This is a genomic window from Aquimarina callyspongiae (assembly GCF_034322225.1).
Classification (GTDB): domain Bacteria; phylum Bacteroidota; class Bacteroidia; order Flavobacteriales; family Flavobacteriaceae; genus Aquimarina.
Window position 1 is genome coordinate 1,593,217 of record NZ_JAXLPA010000001.1, and the last position, 21,558, is coordinate 1,614,774.

Here is a 21,558-nt window from a genome sequence, read left to right on the forward strand (position 1 = left end):
GATTACGGTTAAGCAAGTGACAATATATAAATTATTTCCCTCTGTTTAAAATTGGCAGAAACAAAAAGGATAACGACCCAACAACACTATTTATTGCAGTCTGAGAGCCCCATAATATCCAACCAAATGCTATTCCAGCAGAATTATCAATATTAAAGAGTAAAAGTACAGCTGCTATTGCTAACGGAAATGCGCCAATACCTCCATTGGTAGTAGACATTGCTAATGAACCTGCTACAAAAGTGACCAGAATTGGACCTATTGTTAAAGAAGCTGTTTCTGGAACTGTAAACTTTATTACATAAAACATAAGAACGTATAATGTCCAGATGAGAAATGTGTGAAAAATAAAAGCCTTTCTCTTTTTAATCTTATAAATACTCTTTACTCCTTCTAGGATTCCTATACCAAAATTTCGGATTTTAACAATAAATGTGTTTTTAGAGTTTTTAAGAACTCTAAGAGCCACAATCCCAATAATTATCAGAATTACTAAAAGACCAAAGGTTATAAAGGGATTTGTCAACTTTTCGCCCAAAAATGATATTAGATTATTAGATTGAAACATTAGGGTTATTCCTATAATCAGCATAAGCATTACCAGATCCACTACTCTTTCTGATATAATAGTTCCAAAAGCTTTTTTAAAAGGTATATCCTCATATGTTGATATTAATCCTCCTCTAAGAATTTCTCCCGATCTGGGTATTCCTAGATTAGCCAAATACCCAGCCATTACGGCCATAAAACTGTTATATACTTTTGGGTTATAACCTAAAGGTTCAAGTAAAAATTTCCAACGATATGCTCTGGATAAATGAGAGATGATTCCTAGAACAATAGATAAAATCACCCATTTTGGATCTGCCTGAGAAACATAACGAAGTGTTTGTTCTCTTTCTTCGGGGGATAATGAAGATATAGAATACCAAATTAAAAAAACTCCCAGAGTAAGTGGGAGTATTATTTTAAGAAACTTTATAAGTTTAGGGTTCACTCTATACTTATTTTAATAAATTATTCTCCTCATTAGGAAAAAGTAGTCTTGGTTTAAACTTCTTAGCTTCTTCAATATCCATCATGGCATACGTGATTAGTATCAGTACGTCTCCTTTAGCCACCTTACGGGCAGCTGCTCCATTTAAAGTAATTTCTCCGCTATTTCTAGGACCAGGAATAGCGTATGTTTCAAGGCGTTCACCGTTATTGTTATTTACAATTTGTACTTTCTCTCCTTCTACAATATTAGCAGCTTCCATTAAATCCTGATCAATAGTTATACTACCAATATAATTTAGGTCAGCACCAGTGACTTTAACGCGATGAATTTTTGATTTTACGACGTGTACAAGCATGTTACAAAGTTAGTTATTTTTAATTTAGGGCAATGTTATCAATAAGTCTTATTTCTCCTGCAAAAACAGCAATAAAAGCTCTATATTCAATGTCTTTTTCTTTATGTTTTACAGATTTGAGATCCGATATCTTGGCAATTTCAAAATACTCTAATTTGAGTTCCTTACTATTTTCAAATTGTTCTGACACCCAGTCATATAGAGTGTTAACATTTTTTATGCCAAAATCTGTTTTGACTTGTTTTAGTGTTTTGTAAATCAAAGGAGATGCAGTCTTTTGCTTCTCATTTAACCTTTTATTACGTGAGCTTAACGCTAAGCCACTTTCTTCTCTATAAATAGGGCAACCTACAATCGTAACTGACATTTTTTCAATTTCGACTAATTTTTTGACAATTTGAAGCTGTTGAAAATCCTTTTCTCCAAAATAAGCTTTTGTTGGAGAAACGATAGAAAATAAATGCTTCAAAACAGTACCTACTCCATCAAAATGTCCTGGGCGAAACTTGCCTTCCATCTCATGCTCCAAACCTTCAAAATCATATTTGATAGACTTCATATCATCTCCATACACTTCTTTCGGTGTTGGAGCAAATACAATTATTTCTGACGATAATTCTGATAAAAGATCAACATCTGATGCCAAAGTTCTTGGATATTTTACAAGATCTTCATTATCATTAAACTGTGTAGGATTTACAAAAATGCTAACTATTACAACATCATTCTCTTGAATTGCTCTTTCTACCAATGCCAAATGACCTCTGTGTAATGCCCCCATAGTAGGAACAAAACCAATGGTTTTCTTTTCTTTTAGCAAGACTGCAACATTAGTTTCTATATCTCGTCTCTTCTCGTGTACCTGCATTGGTATTAAAACTTAAAAGCGTGCAAAAATAAGATATTACTGGCAGACTGCATAAATTTTCGTAATTTTGCGAAAATTTATTCCGAAGGAAGACGATAAAAGTATCGATTATATGAAAGATAAGAGGATATTGTATGTATCATCAGAAGTAATACCTTACCTACCAGAGACAGAAATTTCATCAATGTCTTTTGAAGCGCCAAGAATGGTTAACAATAAAGGTGGTCAAATTAGAATTTTTATGCCTAGATATGGGAATATTAACGAAAGAAGACATCAGCTTCATGAAGTAATTCGTCTTTCAGGTATGAATTTGGTTATTAATGATCTTGATATGCCTCTAATTATTAAAGTGGCCTCAATTCCTAAAGAAAGGATGCAGGTTTATTTTATTGATAATGAGGACTATTTTAAGAGAAAAGCAACTTTAACTGATGAAGATGGTAATTTGTTTCCGGACAATGATGAAAGAGCTATTTTCTTTGCCAAAGGAGTTATAGAGACTGTTAAGAAATTAAACTGGTCTCCAGATGTAATTCACGTTCACGGCTGGCTGGCTTCTCTTTTACCTTTGTACTTAAGGAACTATTATGCTAATGAACCTTTGTTTAGTCATAGTAAGATAGTGACTTCTGTGTACAATCACGGATTCAAGGGTACATTGGACAAAAACATGATGGAGAAAGTTAAATTTGATGGAATCGAAGAAGAAAAAATCAGTGATTTAGCAAAACCAACCTATAATAGTGTTATGAAAGTAGCTATTGATAACTCTGATGCAGTAATTATTGGATCAGATGAAATTCCTGCCGAATTAACAAAGCATTTAAAAACTGTTGACCAACCTGTATTAGAATATAAAAACCCAGATGAATTTGCAGATGCCTATGAAGCCTTTTATCAAAAAGAGGTATTGGTATAAGCAAAGTGAAGTATTATGAATTTGAGAAATATTTTGATTAAAATTTCAGCTATAGTAGTTGTAATTTTCGCGGTCGCATCTTGTGATGATGATTTTAACTCAGTTGGTAGTGAAATTATAGGAGGTGTCAATTTTACAGACGAAGTGTTTACTGTTACACCAGTAGCATATACTAGAAAATTTGACAGAGTTCAGACTAGTGGTCTTCCTAACAATCTATTAGGAGTCTACAACGATCCTGCATACGGACAATCGGTATATAGTATATTATCCCAAATCCAACCCGAAAGGTTTGACCCTGATTTTGGAGAAAATGCAGTTTTAGATAGTGTTGTATTAAGTATCCCGTACTTTAATAGAGTAGAGAGCACTGAGACTACCGATGAAGGAGAAACTATTACCAATTATGTGTTAGATTCTATTTACGGTACTTCACCTATTAAACTTTCTGTCTATCAATCTAATTATTTCTTAAATGATTTTGACCCAGATTCAGAATCCGAGCAGCGTCAGGTTTATTTTTCTAATGATATTACGGATAATTTTGGAATGCAGCCAGAAGGCACTTTTCTTGGTGAAATACCTTCTTTTGTTCCTTCTGCAGATGAGATTATTCTTCTTTCTCCAGATGGCGAAGATGAAGATACAGATCCCGAAGTAACAAAAATAGCTCCGCAAATACGATTATTACTCCCTGTAGATCATTTCAAAACACAGATTTTGGATAAAGAAGGGATGGCAGAATTAAGTAATGCCAATAACTTTTTTAATTATTTTAGAGGGATTTACTTTAAAGCCGAAGCAATTACTCCTGATGGCAACCTGGTCTTTTTCAATATATCCAATGCTCGTCTAACACTATTCTATACTTTTGATAAAGTTGACACTCAAGATGAAGATGAAGATGGCGATATTACTGATTTTGTAGAAGATAATGAAGATTTTGAATTTACCTTTGCTAACAATATTGTCAATTCTATCGATAATAATTTTTCACTTACAATCCCAGATCCAGATGTTGATAACGGAGATGAAAACCTTTATTTAAAAGGTGGAGAAGGTTCTTATGCAGTTATTGATCTATTTAAAGGCACAGACGGGCAGACTCAGTTGGATTTTTTAAGAGATCAAGATTGGTTAATCAATGAAGCCAGTATCAAAGCATATATAAATCAAGATATTGTTGTTTCTGGAGAAGCAGAACCTGAAAGAGTATATATATATAACCTGGAAACCGGTGCTGTTTTAATTGACTACCTTATTGACGGTACACAAAATGACACTTCACCAGTAAATTCTAAAATTAATCATCTAAATAGGATTAGTAGAGATGCTGATGATAATGGAGAATTCTATAAGATAAGAATGACACAACATATAATTAATATTTTAAATAACAACACAGAAAACGTACCTTTAGGGTTATCGGTATCACAAAATGTTAATATCACCAATAATGCTAATGGTTTTACCCCCACAAGTACTGAAGATGAAAGTATCCCCTTTTCATCCATTATATCGCACGAAGGAACTATAATTTATGGCAACGGAGCCAATGTTCCTGAATCGAAACGTTTAAAATTGGAAATCTTTTATACTGAATCAAACAACTAAAACTAATTAACAAATAACTTAAATTATGTGTGGAATAGTAGGTTATGTAGGCCACAGGGATGCCTATCCGATCGTTCTGAAGGGGTTAAAAAGACTAGAATACAGAGGTTATGACTCTGCAGGAATCGCTCTGTATGATGGAAACGATATCAAATTATCCAAAACCAAAGGTAAAGTTGCAGATCTTGAAGAAAAACTTGAAAAAGAAATTTCTACAGAAGGAAATATAGGTATAGGACATACTCGCTGGGCAACTCATGGAGTTCCAAACGATGTAAATTCTCACCCTCATTATTCTAACTCAGGAGATCTGGTTATTATCCATAACGGGATTATTGAAAACTATGACGCCCTTAGAAAAGAGTTAATAAAAAGAGGATATTCTTTCACTTCAGAAACAGATACCGAAGTATTGGTTAATCTGATTGAAGATGTAAAGACCAAGGAAAAAGTAAAGCTAGGTAAAGCCGTACAAATAGCTCTTAATCAAACTGTAGGAGCTTACGCCATAGCAGTTTTTGATAAAAAAAAGCCAGATGAAATCATTGTTGCCCGATTAGGTAGCCCTTTGGCTATAGGTGTTGGTGATGATGAGTTTTTTATCGCTTCTGATGCCTCTCCTTTTATAGAATACACCAATAATGCAATTTATCTGGAAGATGGAGAGATGGCTATTGTACGTAGAAAAAAAGGAGTTAAAGTCAGAAAAATACAAGATGATAGCTTAGTAGATCCTTATCTTCAGGAATTACAGATCAATCTTGAACAAATAGAAAAAGGTGGTTATGACCACTTTATGCTAAAAGAGATATACGAGCAGCCTAATGCAATCAGTGATACCTATAGAGGTAGAATTCGAGTTGCTGACGGAATTATAAAAATGGCAGGAATTGACGATAACCTTGCCAAGCTTTTAAATGCAAAACGTATCATAGTTATCGCCTGTGGAACTTCTTGGCATGCTGGCCTTGTTGCCGAGTATATTTTTGAAGAATTAGTTCGTTTACCTGTTGAAGTGGAGTATGCATCAGAGTTTAGGTATAGAAATCCCGTGATTCATCAAGATGATGTAGTTATCGCGATATCACAAAGTGGTGAAACCGCAGATACTATGGCGGCCATTAAATTAGCCAAAGAAAGAGGAGCGTTTGTTTTTGGTGTATGTAACGTTGTAGGATCCTCTATTTCTAGAGAAACCCATGCAGGTGCTTATACCCACGCAGGTCCTGAAATCGGAGTTGCTTCTACCAAAGCATTTACAACACAAATTACCGTACTTTCTTTAATCGCACTAAAACTAGCGGAAAGAAAAGGCACCATATCTAATAGTGATTTCCACTACTATTTACAAGAACTTGAACGCATACCTGAAAAAGTAAAAGCTTCACTTGGTTCTAATGACCATATCAAATTTATCGCTGACACCTATAAAGATGCTAAGAACTTCTTATACTTAGGTAGAGGTTATAATTTCCCAGTAGCGCTAGAAGGAGCTCTAAAACTTAAGGAGATTTCTTATATCCATGCAGAAGGATACCCTGCTGCAGAGATGAAGCATGGACCTATTGCTTTAATTGATGAGCAAATGCCTGTAGTTGTAATAGCAACTAAAAAAGGCCATTATGAGAAAGTAGTAAGTAACATTCAGGAAATTAAATCCAGAAAAGGAAAAATCATAGGTATTGTCACTGAAGGTGATGTTATGGTTAAAGAGCTAGCGGATCACGTTATTGAAATTCCTGAAACAGAAGAATTTCTGACACCTCTTTTAACTACAATACCATTACAATTACTTTCATATCACATTGCAGTAATGTTAGGTAAAAATGTAGACCAACCTAGAAATCTAGCTAAATCTGTTACTGTAGAATAGCAGGTATTTTTGTTAAAATATTATATATTATCTAAATTTTTAACAAAAAAATAAGTTAAATTCTAAAAAAGCTCTAATCATACTGTGCATGCATAGTATTTTTAGAGCTTTTTTTATAGAATTCATAATAATGCACCTTAACTGTTAATTTTTTCATTCAAATCTTATATTGCAAAATTCCCTATAATTAGAGTTTATGTATAATCAATTATACAAGAACAAAAATCTATAGCAATAATGCCGTTTACGACACCCTGAAGTTAGTGCACACCACTGTTAAAGGTACAAGTCGCAAATCTAAAAATGTAAGTTTTTACCACAAATAATTTATGGGAAAAGCTATGAATGCATAATTTTTTCAAATATTAACTATAGAACTTCCAAATTCTGAACAGAAATCATTCTGAGTAGTTTTTTCTTGTCTATACGAATTACAAAACCACACAACACACTAACAATCAATTTATTATGTTTTTTCAAAGTATAAACCAAACCTTCTAATTATCATATTTAACCCTATAGAGCTGTTTTACATCATAAAAAACAATGTTTTAACTTTTTTATTAAAGAAATCCTAAAAAAACGTATATTGTTATCATAACTTAAAAAAACAACTTGAGATTATGAGAAAAATTATGCTAGTAGTAATGCTTATGACCGGTATTATTACTTCCGCACAAACAACGATTAAGGGTACAGTTGTAGATGAAAGTAACAATCCTATTCCTGGAGTTAATATCTCTTTAGAAGGAGCTTCAGTTGGAACGGTTTCAGATTTTGACGGACTTTTTACATTAACAGTCGATCAAGCACCTCCTTTTACAATTTTGGCAAGTAGTGTTGGTTTTGAATCTTCGTCTATCGCCATTTCATCAGCAACACAAGATTTGACAATTACCCTAAAAGAAGGTACCGAACTAGATGAAGTTGTAATTTCTGCTTCAAGAACTCCTGAACGGATATTTGAATCGCCAGTAAGTGTCGAACGTTTCGGTATTAAAGAAATTAAAAATACACCCGCTGCAGATTTTTATGACGGATTAGAAAGTCTTAAAGGTGTCGATATTAACACCAATAGTTTAACCTTTAAATCCATAAATACTAGAGGTTTTGCAACTTTTGCAAATACTCGTTTTGTACAGCTTGTAGATGGTATGGACAACACTTCTCCAGCACTTAATTTTGTTTTAGGAAATCTACTTGGAATGACGGAGTTGGATGTAAATAGTGTCGAATTACTGCCAGGTGCATCTTCTGCTCTTTATGGAGCAAATGCATTTAATGGAATTTTATTTATGACCAGTAAGAATCCTTTTGATCATCAAGGAATCAGTGGATATGGTAAAGCAGGTATTACTTCTCAAGATGCTGCAGGAGATAATGAGTTTTATGATTATGGTATTAGAATAGCTCATGCATTCTCAGATAAATTTGCAGCAAAAGCTAATTTTTCCTATTTGAGAGGTACAGACTGGTTTGCAACCAGCCAGGTAAACGTTTTAAATCCAGATACAGACAGGTCAGATCCTAACTATGATGGTCTTAATGTTTATGGTGATGAAGTGAGTACTAATATAAGAGGAGTTGGTGTAGCCCTAGTAAATCTTGGAGTTTTACCAGCTGGTGCAGAAAACTTATTACCTAATTCTAATGTAAGTAGAACAGGATATCTAGAAAGTGACTTGAACGATTATAAAGCAGAGAGCATTAAATTTGATGCTGCTATGCACTATAGACCTTTTGCAAATGATTTTGAGATTATTTACCAAGCAAAGGTCGGTAGAGGAACAACAATTTATCAAGGTGCTAACAGGTATTCTATTCGTAATTTCTTTTTACAACAGCATAAATTAGAATTCAAGAATAATAATTTCTTTGTAAGAGGATATATTACCGATGAAAGTGCAGGAGATTCCTATGATACTCGATTTACAGGAATTAACATAAATCGCTTATGGAAAGATGACCAAACCTGGTTTGGAGAATATGCAGGTGCTTTCGTTCAAGCCACATTAGCTGGTCAGTTACCTGAGCAAGCACATCTTATCGCAAGACAAACTGCAGATACAGGACGTTTAATTCCTGGTACTCCAGGATTTCAAAGTGCATTCAGACAAGTTACTAACGATCCGGATTTGACTACAGGATCAAAATTCCAAGATGCCACACAGCTAAGACACGCAGATGTAAATTATAATTTTAGTCATATCACAAGTGACTTTGCAGACATCCAGGTAGGTGGATCTTTTAGAGAGTATAAACTAAACTCTTCAGGAACCATTTTTACCGATTTTGACGGACCTATTAGGTATTCAGAATATGGTGCTTATACACAAATACAGAAAAAGCTTGTTGATGATAGATTAAAAATAACAGGATCTCTACGTTATGACAAATCTGAATTATTTGATGGAAATTTCTCTCCAAGATTATCTCTTGGGTATACTGTAGGAGACAACAGAAATCATAATGTTCGTGCTTCATTTCAAACAGGTTTTAGAAATCCAACTACTCAGGATTTATATATAGGATTAGATGCAGGTCGAGCTATTCTAGTAGGTTCTGCTCCTGACAATTTAGACAGAGATGTAAGAACTTTTGACCTAAGTGGTGGCGGACAAGTATTAACAGGTGCTACTACTTCCTCAATTACTGCTAGATCTGCTTATGAAAATGCATTTTCTTTAAACTCTGTTCTTAATGGAACACCTACTGCTGCCAATGTAGGGATAGTACAACCAGAAAAAGTAACCGCAGTTGAATTAGGTTATAGAGGTAAAATAAAAAAATTCATTATTGACTTAAGTGCATATTACAACCAATATGAAGATTTTATTTCTAATGAAAATGTACTCGTTCCTTTATATGGTGAAGTTGGAGATGGAACTCTATCCTTACTAGCATTACAAAACGGAGATACTAGAGTCTATCAAACATATACCAATTCTGATGTAGATATTAATTCATTTGGAGCTACAATCGGTGTAAATACTAAAATACATGGATTTGACGTAGGTGCCAACTATACATATTCAGAACAAGATTTTGACAGAAATCAAGATTCTGACTTTAGAACTAGTTTTAACACACCAAAACATAAAGTAAAAGCAAGTCTTGGACACACCAACTTATTCAAGAATTTTGGATTTAATGTTAGTTACAGGTGGAGTGATGATTATTTATGGGAAGCAACTTTTGCTGACGGTCAAATTCCTTCTTTCTCAGTTGTTGATGCTCAGATTAATTATAAAATACCTGCATTAAAAACAACATTGAAAGCTGGTGCTACAAATATTGGGGGAGATGAATACTTTACCGCATTCGGAACAGGATTTATTGGTTCTCAATACTACATAGGATTATCAATCAACAACTTATAATTTACTGAAATGATATTAAGAAATATAAATATTCAATATAAATGGCTATTGATCTTATTGGCTTTTGGGTTTATAGCTTGTGAATCCGATGATGATGCTACCACGCCAATACCAGAGGTAATAACTCCAGGAAGTGCAGATTTTTCAAAATTTGTTTCTCTGGGAAATTCTCTTACTGCTGGTTTTACTGACGGTGCATTATTTATTGCAGGACAAGAAAATTCAATGCCTAACATATTAGCGCAACAATTTGCACTAGCTGGTGGAGGTTCTTTTACTCAACCATTAATGAACGATAATATTGGTGGAGCATTATTAGGAGGAACGCAAATATTATCCTCAAGATTGTTTTTTAATGGATCCGGACCTGCAGTTTTACCTGCAAATCCGACCACAGAAATTACAAATACTATCAGTGGTCCCTTTAATAATATGGGGATTCCTGGAGCCAAAAGTTTTCACTTATTAGCTCCGGGATACGGAAATGTTGCAGGAGTTGCCACTGGTCAAGCAAACCCATATTTCGCAAGAATGGCATCTAGCTCTACTGCAACCGTTTTAGAAGATGCTATGGCACAGAGTCCAACATTTTTCTCTTTATGGATCGGTAATAATGATGTTTTGGGATATGCCACATCAGGAGGAGATGGTACTGACCCAATCACTGATCTTACATTATTTACACAATCTTATAATGGATTGGTTGCTACTTTAACATCTGGGGGTGCCAAAGGAGTAGTAGCAAACATTCCTAATGTAACATCTATTCCTCATTTTACGACAGTACCGCATAACCCAGTTCCACTAGATGCTGCTACAGCTGCAGCCGTTAATGGAGCATATGCAGCATATAACGGAGGTATTGTACAAGCTTTTGCAGGACTAGTAATGGCTGGCGCTATCTCACAAGAAGATGCTGATGCAGAGATTGCCAGAAGAACCATTAGTTTTACAGCAGGCGAAGGTAATGCTGTTGTTATTCTGGATGAAGACCTTACTGATTTAACCGGTCTAAACCCAGCTTTAGTAAATATGAGGCAAGCTACCGCCGATGATCTTTTAGTATTACCTGCAAGTAGTTTTATCGGTACTTTAGCAGATCCTCAAAATCCTTTATCTGTTAATGGTGTTGCTATACCCTTAGCTGATAATTGGGTACTAACTCCAGAAGAGCAACAAGAAATTGCAACCGCTACAGAAGCATTTAATAATGTTATCAGTTCTGCAGTGCAACAAGCTGGATTAGCTTTTATAGATGCAAACTCTTCTTTAGCAGAATTAGCACAAAATGGTATACAATTCGATGAATTCTTATTACAAGGAAATTTAGTCTTTGGAGGAGCATTCTCATTAGACGGGGTTCACCCAACTGCTAGAGGGTATGCTTTTGTATCAAATTTAGCAATCGATGCAATCAATACTACTTACGGATCCAACTTGCCAAAAGTAAAAGCAGCTAACTATCCTACTTTTTATTCTGCAACACTGCAGTAAGTAATTTTAGATATAGAATAAAACAAAAAACCGTCAGGAAATTTCCTGACGGTTTTTTTAATTTTTAAAAAGAATAATTGTTTTTATAAAATATATTTAAATCACTTTATGAGTCGACGGAATCATTTCTCTTTTTTCTATTAATTGAAAATAAACTGAGAATACCAGTGATATAATTATATACGTAGCTACAATATATGTTGCGCCGCTAAACAAGGCATCTATTCCAAACCAACTGCCCTCTTGTATAATCAGATATAATCCAAATCCTACTTTAATCACTTCAGCATAAAGAGAAATAATATGCCTATCCATTAAAGAAGTGTAAGCAAAAATGGAGATACCTATAAAAATAGCATAATTCAATATTTGGATAAACTCAAGATCTCCAAAGCTAACTAAGAAATAATACATCAAAGCCAAAGTAATTATCAACTGTGTCCAAGACCATAATTTCAATGACAAAGAACTTTCAGTTTTGTATTTTTCTCTTGTATAAGGATCTGTAATAATATCTATTGGGTATTTTTTCTTAACATCTTCTGGTCTCCAACCTGTAGGCATATACCATATTCGTATTTTATCCCACCAGTTTTTTGTTCTCCACGCATCTTTTAATATTCCCCAGGCATGCATAAAATTAATTAAGAAAGGATTCCAGGTATTTACTGGTTTTTTTACTCCATATACAGGTGGTTTATCAGAGATTTCTTCTTGAAACGTTCCGAAAAACTTATCCCAAAAAATAAATATCTGAGAATAATTTTTATCCAGATACTCATCATTGATCGCATGATGCACTCTATGATGAGAGGGTGTAACTATAATATGTTCCAGGATTCCCATTTTATTTACTAAGCGGGTGTGATACCAAAACTGAGCAAACAAATGTATTGGAGCCACAAGCGCAATTACATTTGCAGGAATACCTAATAATGCTAAAGGAATATAAAGAAAGAAATAAATAGAGATTATGGCCGAGATACTTTGACGTAAAGCACACGCCAAATTAAATTCTTCACTACTATGATGTATTATATGTCTATTCCAAAATAAATTAACCGTATGATTAAATCGATGCGACCAGTATCCGGCAAAATCCAAACCAATAAAGGTTAAAACATAAACCAGAACTGATGATTTAATTTCAACTAATGCAATATGACCTACCATCCATTCATAACTAATAATAATTATTGCTAAGCCTGTCAAGCTTCTAAGCGTATCCGTCATGCCCGAACTTAAACTAGATATAGTATCCATTGCTTCATTTACAGGAATTCTTTTCCATCTACTTATTAGATATTCAATTAAAATCAGGACCACAAATCCTGGTATAGCATAGGTTAATGCAATTGCATATGTTTCCATAAAAGGTAGTAGTTAAAATATAATCGTACTTTATTCGTAGGAAAAGTACGATTTATTGAGTTCAAAATCAAATAAAAAACGGTTCTTTAATCATCGTTTTTCATATCAGAAAAGGCTTGATTTTTTAGTATTTGAAAAACAAAATAAAAGAGGCTATTTTTTTCATTTTAAAAGACTATATTTGCAGCCTGAAAAAAGGTCGTATTCTATAGTAGTGAAATCAGGCCCTTTTAAATAGTTAAATACTAAACATTAAATAGTTATATAATGTCTCAAGTTACAGGTAAAGTATCACAAATTGTAGGTCCGGTTATCGATGTAGAGTTCACAGCTGGAACTGAATTACCAAAAATTTACGATTCGTTAGAAATTAATAAAACAGACGGCAGCAAACTCATACTAGAAGTTCAGTCTCACATCGGTGAAGATACTGTACGTACTATCGCAATGGATTCCAGTGATGGATTAAGTAGAGGAATGGAAGTTGCAGGAACAGGAGCTCCAATCCAAATGCCAATCGGAGGAGATGTATATGGACGTTTATTTAATGTAATTGGAGACGCTATTGATGGTCTTGGAGATCTTCCTAAAGCAGGAGAAGATGGTCTTCCTATTCACCGTCAAGCACCAAAATTTGAAGATTTATCAACTTCTACAGAAGTTTTATTTACAGGTATCAAAGTAATTGATCTTATCGAACCTTATGCAAAAGGTGGTAAGATTGGATTATTTGGTGGTGCCGGAGTAGGTAAAACGGTATTAATTCAGGAGTTGATTAACAATATTGCAAAAGGTCACGGTGGTCTTTCTGTATTCGCAGGAGTAGGAGAAAGAACTCGTGAAGGAAATGATTTACTTCGTGAGATGCTAGAATCAGGAATTATCAAGTATGGTGATGATTTTATGCACTCTATGGAAGAAGGAGGATGGGATCTTTCTAAAGTAGATAAAGAAGTAATGAAAGAATCTAAAGCTACTTTCGTATTTGGTCAGATGAATGAGCCACCAGGAGCACGTGCACGTGTAGCACTATCTGGTCTTACGATAGCAGAATATTTCCGTGATGGAGCTGGAGATGGACAAGGAAAAGATGTACTTTTCTTCGTAGATAACATCTTCCGTTTTACACAGGCAGGTTCTGAGGTATCAGCACTTCTTGGACGTATGCCTTCTGCAGTAGGATACCAGCCAACTCTTGCAACAGAGATGGGTGTGATGCAGGAACGTATTACTTCTACTAAGAAAGGATCTATTACTTCTGTACAGGCAGTATATGTACCTGCGGATGATTTAACAGATCCAGCACCAGCAACAACATTTGCTCACCTTGATGCAACAACCGTATTATCTCGTAAGATTGCTGAGCTTGGTATTTATCCAGCGGTAGATCCATTAGATTCTACTTCAAGAATTCTTACAGCTGATATTTTAGGAGATGAGCACTATAACTGTGCACAAAGAGTAAAAGAGCTATTACAACGTTATAAAGAATTACAAGATATTATCGCCATCCTTGGTATGGAAGAATTATCTGAAGAAGATAAATTGGCAGTAGGACGCGCACGTCGTGTACAACGTTTCTTATCACAGCCATTCCACGTAGCTGAGCAATTTACTGGTATTCCAGGATGTTTAGTAGATATTAAAGATACAATTAAGGCATTTACTATGATTATGGATGGTGAGTTAGATCACCTGCCAGAAGCAGCATTTAACCTTAAAGGTACAATCGAGGAAGCTATCGAAGCTGGTGAGAAAATGTTAGCAGAGGCATAAGCCAAAACTAATACTGAACTTTGTTTTAGTAATCTTACCAAAGAGAAAATAATAATAAGATCCCTGAGTAAATTCAGGATGATAAATAAATTTATCTATGTATTTAGAAATAGTAACTCCAGAAGCAGTATTATTTAGCGGCGAAGTAACTTCAGTTGCAGTGCCAGGTGTTAACGGAGAGTTTCAGATGTTAGATAATCACGCACCTATTGTTTCTTTATTAGGAAAAGGAAACGTAAAAGTGTATGGCGAGATGAATCTGGAAGAAGAAGTAGCAGAAAAGTTTTCTAAAGAAAACGGTGTAACACTACTTCCTATCAACTCCGGAACTATCGAAATGAAAGACAATAAAGTGATTGTTTTAGCTGATTAAATTTACCATTAATTAGGTGTTTACAATCGAGAGATTATTATATTTAATCCCTGTTACTTGTTAACAGGGATTTTTTTATGTTTTTTAATAAGCCTTTTCCATATTTGACTTCTTTAAGGAATCATTTTTTGATTGCCTTTATTTTAAGTTTTGTCATTGTTTTTATCCTTATTTTTTTGCAGCCATTTGGCTCAAATAACTTTAACAACCCCTATAAAAACCTCTATTTTATAGGTTATGGAGTCATTTCCTTTTTGACTTACTTAATCATTTTTTTACTATCCAAATGGTATCACAGCCATTTTAGAGTATGGAAATGGGGAGAAGAATTGATCTTCAGTTTTTTCTATATTTCTTTTGCCATTATTATAGCTTTTATATACACCGAAATTATTATTAACAAGCAACCTGAACGTCTTAATCTGAACTGGTTTTTAGATTGGTTTAAGCTCATGTTTTTAGGATTTGGAATCATTGTATCTGTAATTGCTATTTTATTAAGAAACTACTACGGATCAAAAGTTATAGAAAACAAAAAAGAACTCAACATATCTTCACAAGAAACAAGAATACTGATTCAGGGTTCTTTAAAGAAAGAAAACTTCCTAATAGATGCCAACTCTATAGTTTATGTAAAATCTGAAGATAACTATGTGTATTTATATTTTATAGAAGATGAAATTTTGAAAGAGAAAATGCTTCGAAATACATTGACAAATATCAGTTTGCAACTACCTCAATTAATGAGATCACATCGATCTTATCTCATCAATCCAAATTTTATAATCTCTATAAAAGGAAATGCTCAAAATGCAAAACTTCAATTAAAAGCGATAGAAAAGCCAATTCCTATTTCAAAAACATATTTTGCTTCTCTTAAAACACTCATTAATTAACCACAAATCATATAGTATTTCGCCACAAGAAATATGAATTGACCACAAAAAATAAGCACCAACACCATTCTTTTTTCCTATTGATGATAATCTCTTTCATTTGGAGTGTCACTATAAAAATACATCTATGAAAAAAGTATATAAGATTACCAAATGGATTCTGTTATTAGGAATTTTAATATTCGTTTTGTTAGTATTGTATATCCGGTTTTCCAGATATACTGATACTATGATTTATAAAACTAATGATATAGGTTATAGTGTTTTTAAAACAGCATTTGACTATGAAGAATATTATTTTCACAGAGATAATAATGTCAAAATACATGGAGTTCTTTTTAAAACCAAAACCCTATTCCCTAAAGGCACTATTATCCATTATGCTGGTAAAGGCATGCATCTACAATCCTCCCAGAAGTATTACAAAGCTTTATTGCAAAGAGGGTTTCAGGTATTTAGTTTTGAACGCAGAGGTTTTGGAAAATCCACAGGTATAGCAGACAATTCTCTTGTTTTAAAAGAAGATGCATTATATGTTTTTGATGAAATATTAAAACATAAAAATGTTATAGATACCCCTATTATTATTTGGGGACAATCGTTGGGAGGTGCTTTTGCAACTATGAACGCTGCAGCGAGGCAAGAAAAAATCAAAGGCCTTGTTCTAGAAGGTACTTTTTCTTCCTTTCCTGATATCGGTAAAGTGTATGCAAACGCACTACATCTTGAAAATTTTAAAGGAGTTGTACCTCTATTAATGAATAATGATTTTCCTGCAGAAAAAGAAATTAAAAAAATTACAAAACCTTCCTTGATAATTCATAGTCAAACAGATCAACAGGTTCCTTATGAACTAGGAAAGAAATTATATGATGCATCCCATTTATCATCTACACAATTTTGGGAAATAAAAGGAAAGCATATCAGAGGAATATTTGATTATGAAGAAAAATACGTAGCACTATTTGAAAAAATGATAAGTCAATAAACAATAACTACTCCTAATTCATTTCTCTACAAATTAGGAGTAGTATTTCATCTTATGATATTATTTTACAATCGTTTTATATTATTAACTCTGTTTTTATCAAGCCTTGTCCCATAGGGATCTATTGATACATACGTTGGAAGTTTATCCACAATAATGCTTATTTGTGAGTTCTCTTTATCAAAATTATGACTTTGGAGATATAAGGGTTGTTCTCCCACTCCAATCTCTTTTGGATGCTTCTGAAACAATCCTATTTGGATGGGTTCTTGTATGCTAATTGGAACATCTTCTCCAAGTTTTTTTGCCTCTAAGCGTTTTGTAATTAGATCCAGAGTTATTTTGTACTTGCCATTAGAAAGCTTTTCATAGGAAGTGTTTTTTACTTCCAGATCATAAGTAATTATCCTTTTAAACCAGTCATCTACCAATGTATGGTAATCTGGAGGGGTAACCTGATACACTTCATTTAGGAAATCAAGTGTAATGGCCTCGAATTCTTCTTTACCTCGATATTGTGTTACCATTTTTTGAAGAATGTTATCTATTTTTTCTACTCCGATTAATTCTTTTAATGCTAGCATAATCGTATAATCTTTACCATAAAGTATATATCCTTCACCATCTGATAAATACGCAGGTGGTTCCATCTCAGAAGCATAAGAACGCCCTGTAAAATAACGGTTATTAGAATATTCTGACAGATTCCAAAAAACACCTTTACCATAGTGTTTTTCCATAACCACAATTTCTGTGTATTTGGCCAATCCTTCTATAAAAAATCCTCCTCCTACAGTCATTTTAGGAGTTAATATATGCCCCCACCATTGATGAGCAACTTCATGAATTGTACGTTTAGCAACTAAATTGAAGACACTGCTATTACGCTGATCCAATAAATACAAATTATCCTCTACCATACTTATTGTACCCGGCATCGCTTGCCCACCGAATGGCCAGTATCCCGGAATTTCTGCAATGCGAATATGATCAAAAGGATATGCTCCAAAATTCTGTAAACAATAATCCATGGCTTCTTTACTTGCCTTGGTAATTAACTCAACATTCATATCATGATCCGGATGATAGTATTGTTCTATACTAACTCCCCTATGGTTTTCTTTGTGAATTTTATATCTGGCTGAAAAATACCCTAGTAAAGGAGATATTTTCTCTTTTGCCTTATAATGATAGTAATTTCTATTTTCGGATGTCCAGTGTTTAATCAGATTACCTGGAGCAATAGCAGTTTGATCAGCTTGAGTGGATACCACTGTCTCAAAAGAAACCCTTCCAATTAGATTGTCTGATCCTTCGTGCAAATCCCTTTCTTCAGTAACTTCTTCTTCCCTTTCAGGTAAACCTCGGTTCTTACGTTCTTTGGAGTCTCTAATTTCCATACTTGGTCGATATCCTAAAGAAGGTTCAAAAGAAGAATGTAAAATATAACTACCATTATTTACAATATCAGTCTTAGTTTCAAAACCATCATTCTCCACGGTTAATTGATACCTGAATGTAAGCTTCTCATCAGGATATAATGGGCTTTGAAGTTGAAACAAATATGTTTTGAATATAGAATCGTGCTCAATCAGGGTAGCATTTTCTAAGTATACAGACTCTAATGGTATTCTGGGAGAAATAAACACAGACTCCACATTAGTATTACTTTTGTTTTTTAATACGTAATTTGCTTTTACTCTATATTTTTTATCTTCAGGATATACATCAACTTCGGTTTTCAGATCTACAGGGTATAGTTCTTCGAGGGTATCATATTGTTTGAATTTCTTCTCATACATTTCTGAAAGGTTTAATCTTTCATTTGATAAATAATATTTATTCAGAATATTGATATTATAAAAAATCACACTCCCAGAACCCATAAATACTATTAGAAAACCGATAATTGTAAGTCTTTCAATTTTTTTCCAACCAGAAAATAATTGAAGTATTCTAAACCTGAAATTAGAAACCGCTCCTCTTCTCCATAATTTGAAAGCTAATAAGACCAGGATTCCTCCTAAGGACAACCAATATATCGAATACCAATGAAACGATTTTAGGTAATATCCATATGAAACCATGTCATTATATATCACCAATGGAGTTCTTCCGAGTTTTAGCAAGGGATATTCAATTCCGATATGATTACTTAAAGAGCTCCCTAAAAAGAAAATCAAAATTCCTGAAATAAACATTCCTACATATTTATTCGACACCACATTTTGAACGAACAAAGCCAAAATACCATAGAATATCATTTGAACACCTTGTAAATAGAACAGGTTTATATATTGGTTCCACTTAAAGTCATGATAGTCGCCGATCACCTGAAATCCAATAGAAATAAAGATACTTATCAAAACCAAAAACAATGGTAAAATAAGCAGTGCTATATACTTTGAAAAAAAGAAAATACTATTGGTTGTAGGAGTGGTATCAATGATTCCGTTAATAGTAAGATTTCGTTCTCTCCAAACCAGTTCTCCGCTATAAAATATAATTAGAATTAACCCTAACATAGGCAGTCCTTCACTTGTTAATTCAATTAAACGATATGTAGCGGGATATTGACTATCGTGATAGGTGCCTCCTTCAAAAATTCTGCTGTAAATCTCCGTTACTGAAATCAAAACCCAAATAAGCATTACCGCAATAAATGGTAAGCCTCTAAAAACATTGGAGAGTTCTAATTTTGCTAGTGAAAATAACCCCAATAACCTGGCTTTTCTCGTTTGAATAAATGTTAATACCGGAGTATATGTTTTTTCTTCCGTATACATTTCAGAAACTTCCTTATCTTTTTTGATCCTTCGATTTCCTTTTCTAAAAGAAAATAACTTATACGTTATTCCTAACAAAACCAATGAGATGATAACCCAAAAGACTCTGTTTAACATAAAATATCCTGAAAATGATACGAGTTGTGTGTTTTTTTGAAACGGTGTCCAATACATCGTTTGCTCAAAAAATGCAGACAAACCAAAAGGGTCTGCCAGTGAAGCAATAATCATATTTTCCGGAGAGGGAGGAACTGCCTGGGCAAGCATCGGAGAGTTAAAAAATATGGCGCACCCCCAATACAATGCATAGATAAAAACAGCTCCTATATATACCACTAAAGCTTTTCTGGATAAGGTTGCAAAAGAAAATAAGAGCGCGGTTAAGATAAATAAATTGGGTAGGATCAAAATAGCCCATATATAGACATAATGAAAAATATTGAAAGGCAGTAAGCTATCCGGATCCATCGAAAAAAATGTACCTATAGCAAACCCTACAATTAATAATGTAAATACTAAAAGGCTAACCAAAAACGTTCCTGCAAAACGACTCCAGTAAAATTGATACTTTTTTAAAGGTGTACTATAGATAATTTCTTCTATAAAATATCGACGATCTCTAATCATTGCATTTATGCAATAGAACATAGTGGCAAAAACAGATACCAGGCTAAATATCCCGACAAAAAAACTAATTTGATATGGAGAATTGGTTTTTACCAGTTCTGTTGCTCCCAACCTACCTCCCGAAGACATATAAAATCCCAGGAGAAAAAAAATGGCAGAAAACATGTAAAAAGATAACTGCTTTGTATGATATTTCCATTCGAACTTAAAAAGATGAGTAAACATAGGTTATATTTTTATGGTTATAATTGGTATTATGATCTCAATGTGCTGAAATACACATCTTCTAATCCTGGATTAACAGCTTCGAACCCTTCTTCAGGTTTTTCATCGGAGAGTACATGAAGTTGTGTTTTGCCAGAAAACAAACGAGTAGAGATTACATTAAAGGCAGATTGATAACTTTTTAAGTTTTCTTTTTCAACACTTTTTATCCATACTTTTCCTTTTAATTTTTCTGTTAATCCTGTCGGGATTCCTTCTTTTATAATACTTCCCTGGTTCAGTATTGCCATATTGGTACATAAGTCTTTTACGTCTTCTACGATATGGGTAGACAGAATAATAATGATATGCTCTCCTATTTCACTCAATAAATTCAGGAAGCGGTTACGTTCTTCTGGATCCAATCCTGCAGTAGGTTCGTCTACAATAATTAGCTTTGGGTTACCCAACAAAGCCTGAGCAATACCAAATCGTTGGCGCATTCCTCCAGAGAATGTATGAACCGATTTTTTACGATGTTGATACAGGTTAGTTTGCTGTAATAAAGCTTCAACCTGTTCTTTTCGTTCTTTTTTATGAATAATTCCTTTTAGTATCGCCATATGATCCAATAAGTCCTGAGCAGAAATTTTGGGATATACACCAAACTCTTGTGGCAAGTACCCTAATTGGTTTCTTAATTCCTGAGGGTTTTTAAGAATATCCATACCATTGAATAAGATAGTTCCAGAAGAAGGTTCCTGTAATGTAGCAATCGTACGCATTAAGGATGATTTGCCCGCTCCGTTAGGGCCTAATAACCCATACATACCGTTTTTGATGGTTAATGAAATATTATTCAATGCCTTTACTCCATTTGGGTAGGTTTTGGATACATTGGTTATTTGTAGTGTGTTCATAATAATCGTTTTAATATTCCTACGAACCTACACCTGATCAAAGAGAAAGCTTAATAATTTGTACCAACACCTCAATGGTTAAACAGAAAGTCTAAAAAAAGGAATCAATAC

15 protein-coding genes are annotated in these 21,558 nt (G+C 33.8%); 9 read left to right on the forward strand and 6 right to left on the reverse strand.

Annotated elements, in window-relative coordinates; translation table 11 throughout:
* Nucleotides 1-31: 31 nt before the first annotated feature.
* Genes U0D62_RS06610 through panC form a run of 3 tightly spaced genes read right to left on the reverse strand, consistent with a single transcriptional unit; the run spans nucleotide 32 to nucleotide 2,223 of the window.
* The gene (locus U0D62_RS06610) at nucleotides 32-997 is read right to left on the reverse strand and encodes a lysylphosphatidylglycerol synthase transmembrane domain-containing protein (RefSeq protein ID WP_322194715.1); all 966 of its coding nucleotides are present in this window, start codon (nucleotides 995-997) and stop codon (nucleotides 32-34) included.
* Nucleotides 998-1,004: 7 nt separating this feature from the next.
* Nucleotides 1,005-1,355, reverse strand: a complete 351-nt coding sequence (panD, locus tag U0D62_RS06615; RefSeq protein ID WP_322194716.1) for an aspartate 1-decarboxylase — start codon at nucleotides 1,353-1,355, stop codon at nucleotides 1,005-1,007.
* 19 nt (nucleotides 1,356-1,374) lie between these two features.
* Entirely contained in the window at nucleotides 1,375-2,223 is an 849-nt protein-coding gene (gene panC / locus U0D62_RS06620; RefSeq protein ID WP_322194718.1) for a pantoate--beta-alanine ligase, read from the reverse strand.
* A 112-nt stretch (nucleotides 2,224-2,335) separates the two neighbouring features.
* Between panC and U0D62_RS06625 the strand changes: the two genes are divergently transcribed.
* The 5 genes from U0D62_RS06625 (at nucleotide 2,336) to U0D62_RS06645 (ending at nucleotide 11,506) form a co-directional block, all read left to right on the forward strand.
* Nucleotides 2,336-3,145, forward strand: coding sequence for a glycogen/starch synthase (locus tag U0D62_RS06625; RefSeq protein ID WP_322194884.1), 810 nt, complete (start codon nucleotides 2,336-2,338; stop codon nucleotides 3,143-3,145).
* Between the two features lie 15 nt (nucleotides 3,146-3,160).
* Complete coding sequence (locus tag U0D62_RS06630) at nucleotides 3,161-4,759, forward strand: DUF4270 domain-containing protein (protein WP_322194719.1); 1,599 nt, start codon at nucleotides 3,161-3,163, stop codon at nucleotides 4,757-4,759.
* A 25-nt stretch (nucleotides 4,760-4,784) separates the two neighbouring features.
* Complete coding sequence (glmS, locus tag U0D62_RS06635) at nucleotides 4,785-6,632, forward strand: glutamine--fructose-6-phosphate transaminase (isomerizing) (RefSeq protein ID WP_322194720.1); 1,848 nt, start codon at nucleotides 4,785-4,787, stop codon at nucleotides 6,630-6,632.
* A 623-nt stretch (nucleotides 6,633-7,255) separates the two neighbouring features.
* Nucleotides 7,256-10,012 (forward strand): TonB-dependent receptor, encoded by a 2,757-nt coding sequence (locus tag U0D62_RS06640; protein ID WP_322194722.1) that lies wholly within the window; start codon nucleotides 7,256-7,258, stop codon nucleotides 10,010-10,012.
* A 9-nt stretch (nucleotides 10,013-10,021) separates the two neighbouring features.
* Nucleotides 10,022-11,506: an SGNH/GDSL hydrolase family protein gene (locus U0D62_RS06645; protein ID WP_322194724.1), complete on the forward strand. Its 1,485-nt coding sequence runs from the start codon at nucleotides 10,022-10,024 to the stop codon at nucleotides 11,504-11,506.
* 96 nt (nucleotides 11,507-11,602) lie between these two features.
* Here U0D62_RS06645 and U0D62_RS06650 read toward each other — a convergent pair whose 3' ends face one another.
* Nucleotides 11,603-12,877 (reverse strand): sterol desaturase family protein, encoded by a 1,275-nt coding sequence (locus U0D62_RS06650; RefSeq protein WP_322194725.1) that lies wholly within the window; start codon nucleotides 12,875-12,877, stop codon nucleotides 11,603-11,605.
* 267 nt (nucleotides 12,878-13,144) lie between these two features.
* On the opposite strand from U0D62_RS06650, the gene atpD reads away from it, so the two are divergent.
* The 4 genes from atpD (at nucleotide 13,145) to U0D62_RS06670 (ending at nucleotide 16,910) form a co-directional block, all read left to right on the forward strand.
* Nucleotides 13,145-14,653, forward strand: a complete 1,509-nt coding sequence (atpD, locus tag U0D62_RS06655; RefSeq protein WP_322194727.1) for a F0F1 ATP synthase subunit beta — start codon at nucleotides 13,145-13,147, stop codon at nucleotides 14,651-14,653.
* Nucleotides 14,654-14,750: 97 nt separating this feature from the next.
* Nucleotides 14,751-15,026 (forward strand): F0F1 ATP synthase subunit delta/epsilon, encoded by a 276-nt coding sequence (locus U0D62_RS06660; RefSeq protein ID WP_322194729.1) that lies wholly within the window; start codon nucleotides 14,751-14,753, stop codon nucleotides 15,024-15,026.
* A gap of 176 nt (nucleotides 15,027-15,202) precedes the next feature.
* On the forward strand, nucleotides 15,203-15,922 hold the full coding sequence (locus U0D62_RS06665; protein WP_322194731.1) for a LytR/AlgR family response regulator transcription factor: 720 nt from the start codon (nucleotides 15,203-15,205) through the stop codon (nucleotides 15,920-15,922).
* A gap of 127 nt (nucleotides 15,923-16,049) precedes the next feature.
* Nucleotides 16,050-16,910 carry an alpha/beta hydrolase gene (locus U0D62_RS06670; protein WP_322194732.1) on the forward strand — a complete coding sequence of 287 codons (861 nt, stop codon included), beginning with the start codon at nucleotides 16,050-16,052 and terminating at the stop codon, nucleotides 16,908-16,910.
* A 65-nt stretch (nucleotides 16,911-16,975) separates the two neighbouring features.
* On the opposite strand, the gene U0D62_RS06675 is transcribed toward U0D62_RS06670, so the two are convergent.
* Both U0D62_RS06675 and U0D62_RS06680 read right to left on the reverse strand, forming a co-directional pair.
* Nucleotides 16,976-20,548 (reverse strand): ABC transporter permease/M1 family aminopeptidase, encoded by a 3,573-nt coding sequence (locus tag U0D62_RS06675; RefSeq protein ID WP_322194734.1) that lies wholly within the window; start codon nucleotides 20,546-20,548, stop codon nucleotides 16,976-16,978.
* Between the two features lie 29 nt (nucleotides 20,549-20,577).
* A complete protein-coding gene (locus U0D62_RS06680) occupies nucleotides 20,578-21,447 on the reverse strand; it encodes an ABC transporter ATP-binding protein (RefSeq protein WP_322194736.1) in 870 nt (289 codons plus the stop codon).
* Nucleotides 21,448-21,558 lie beyond the last annotated feature (111 nt).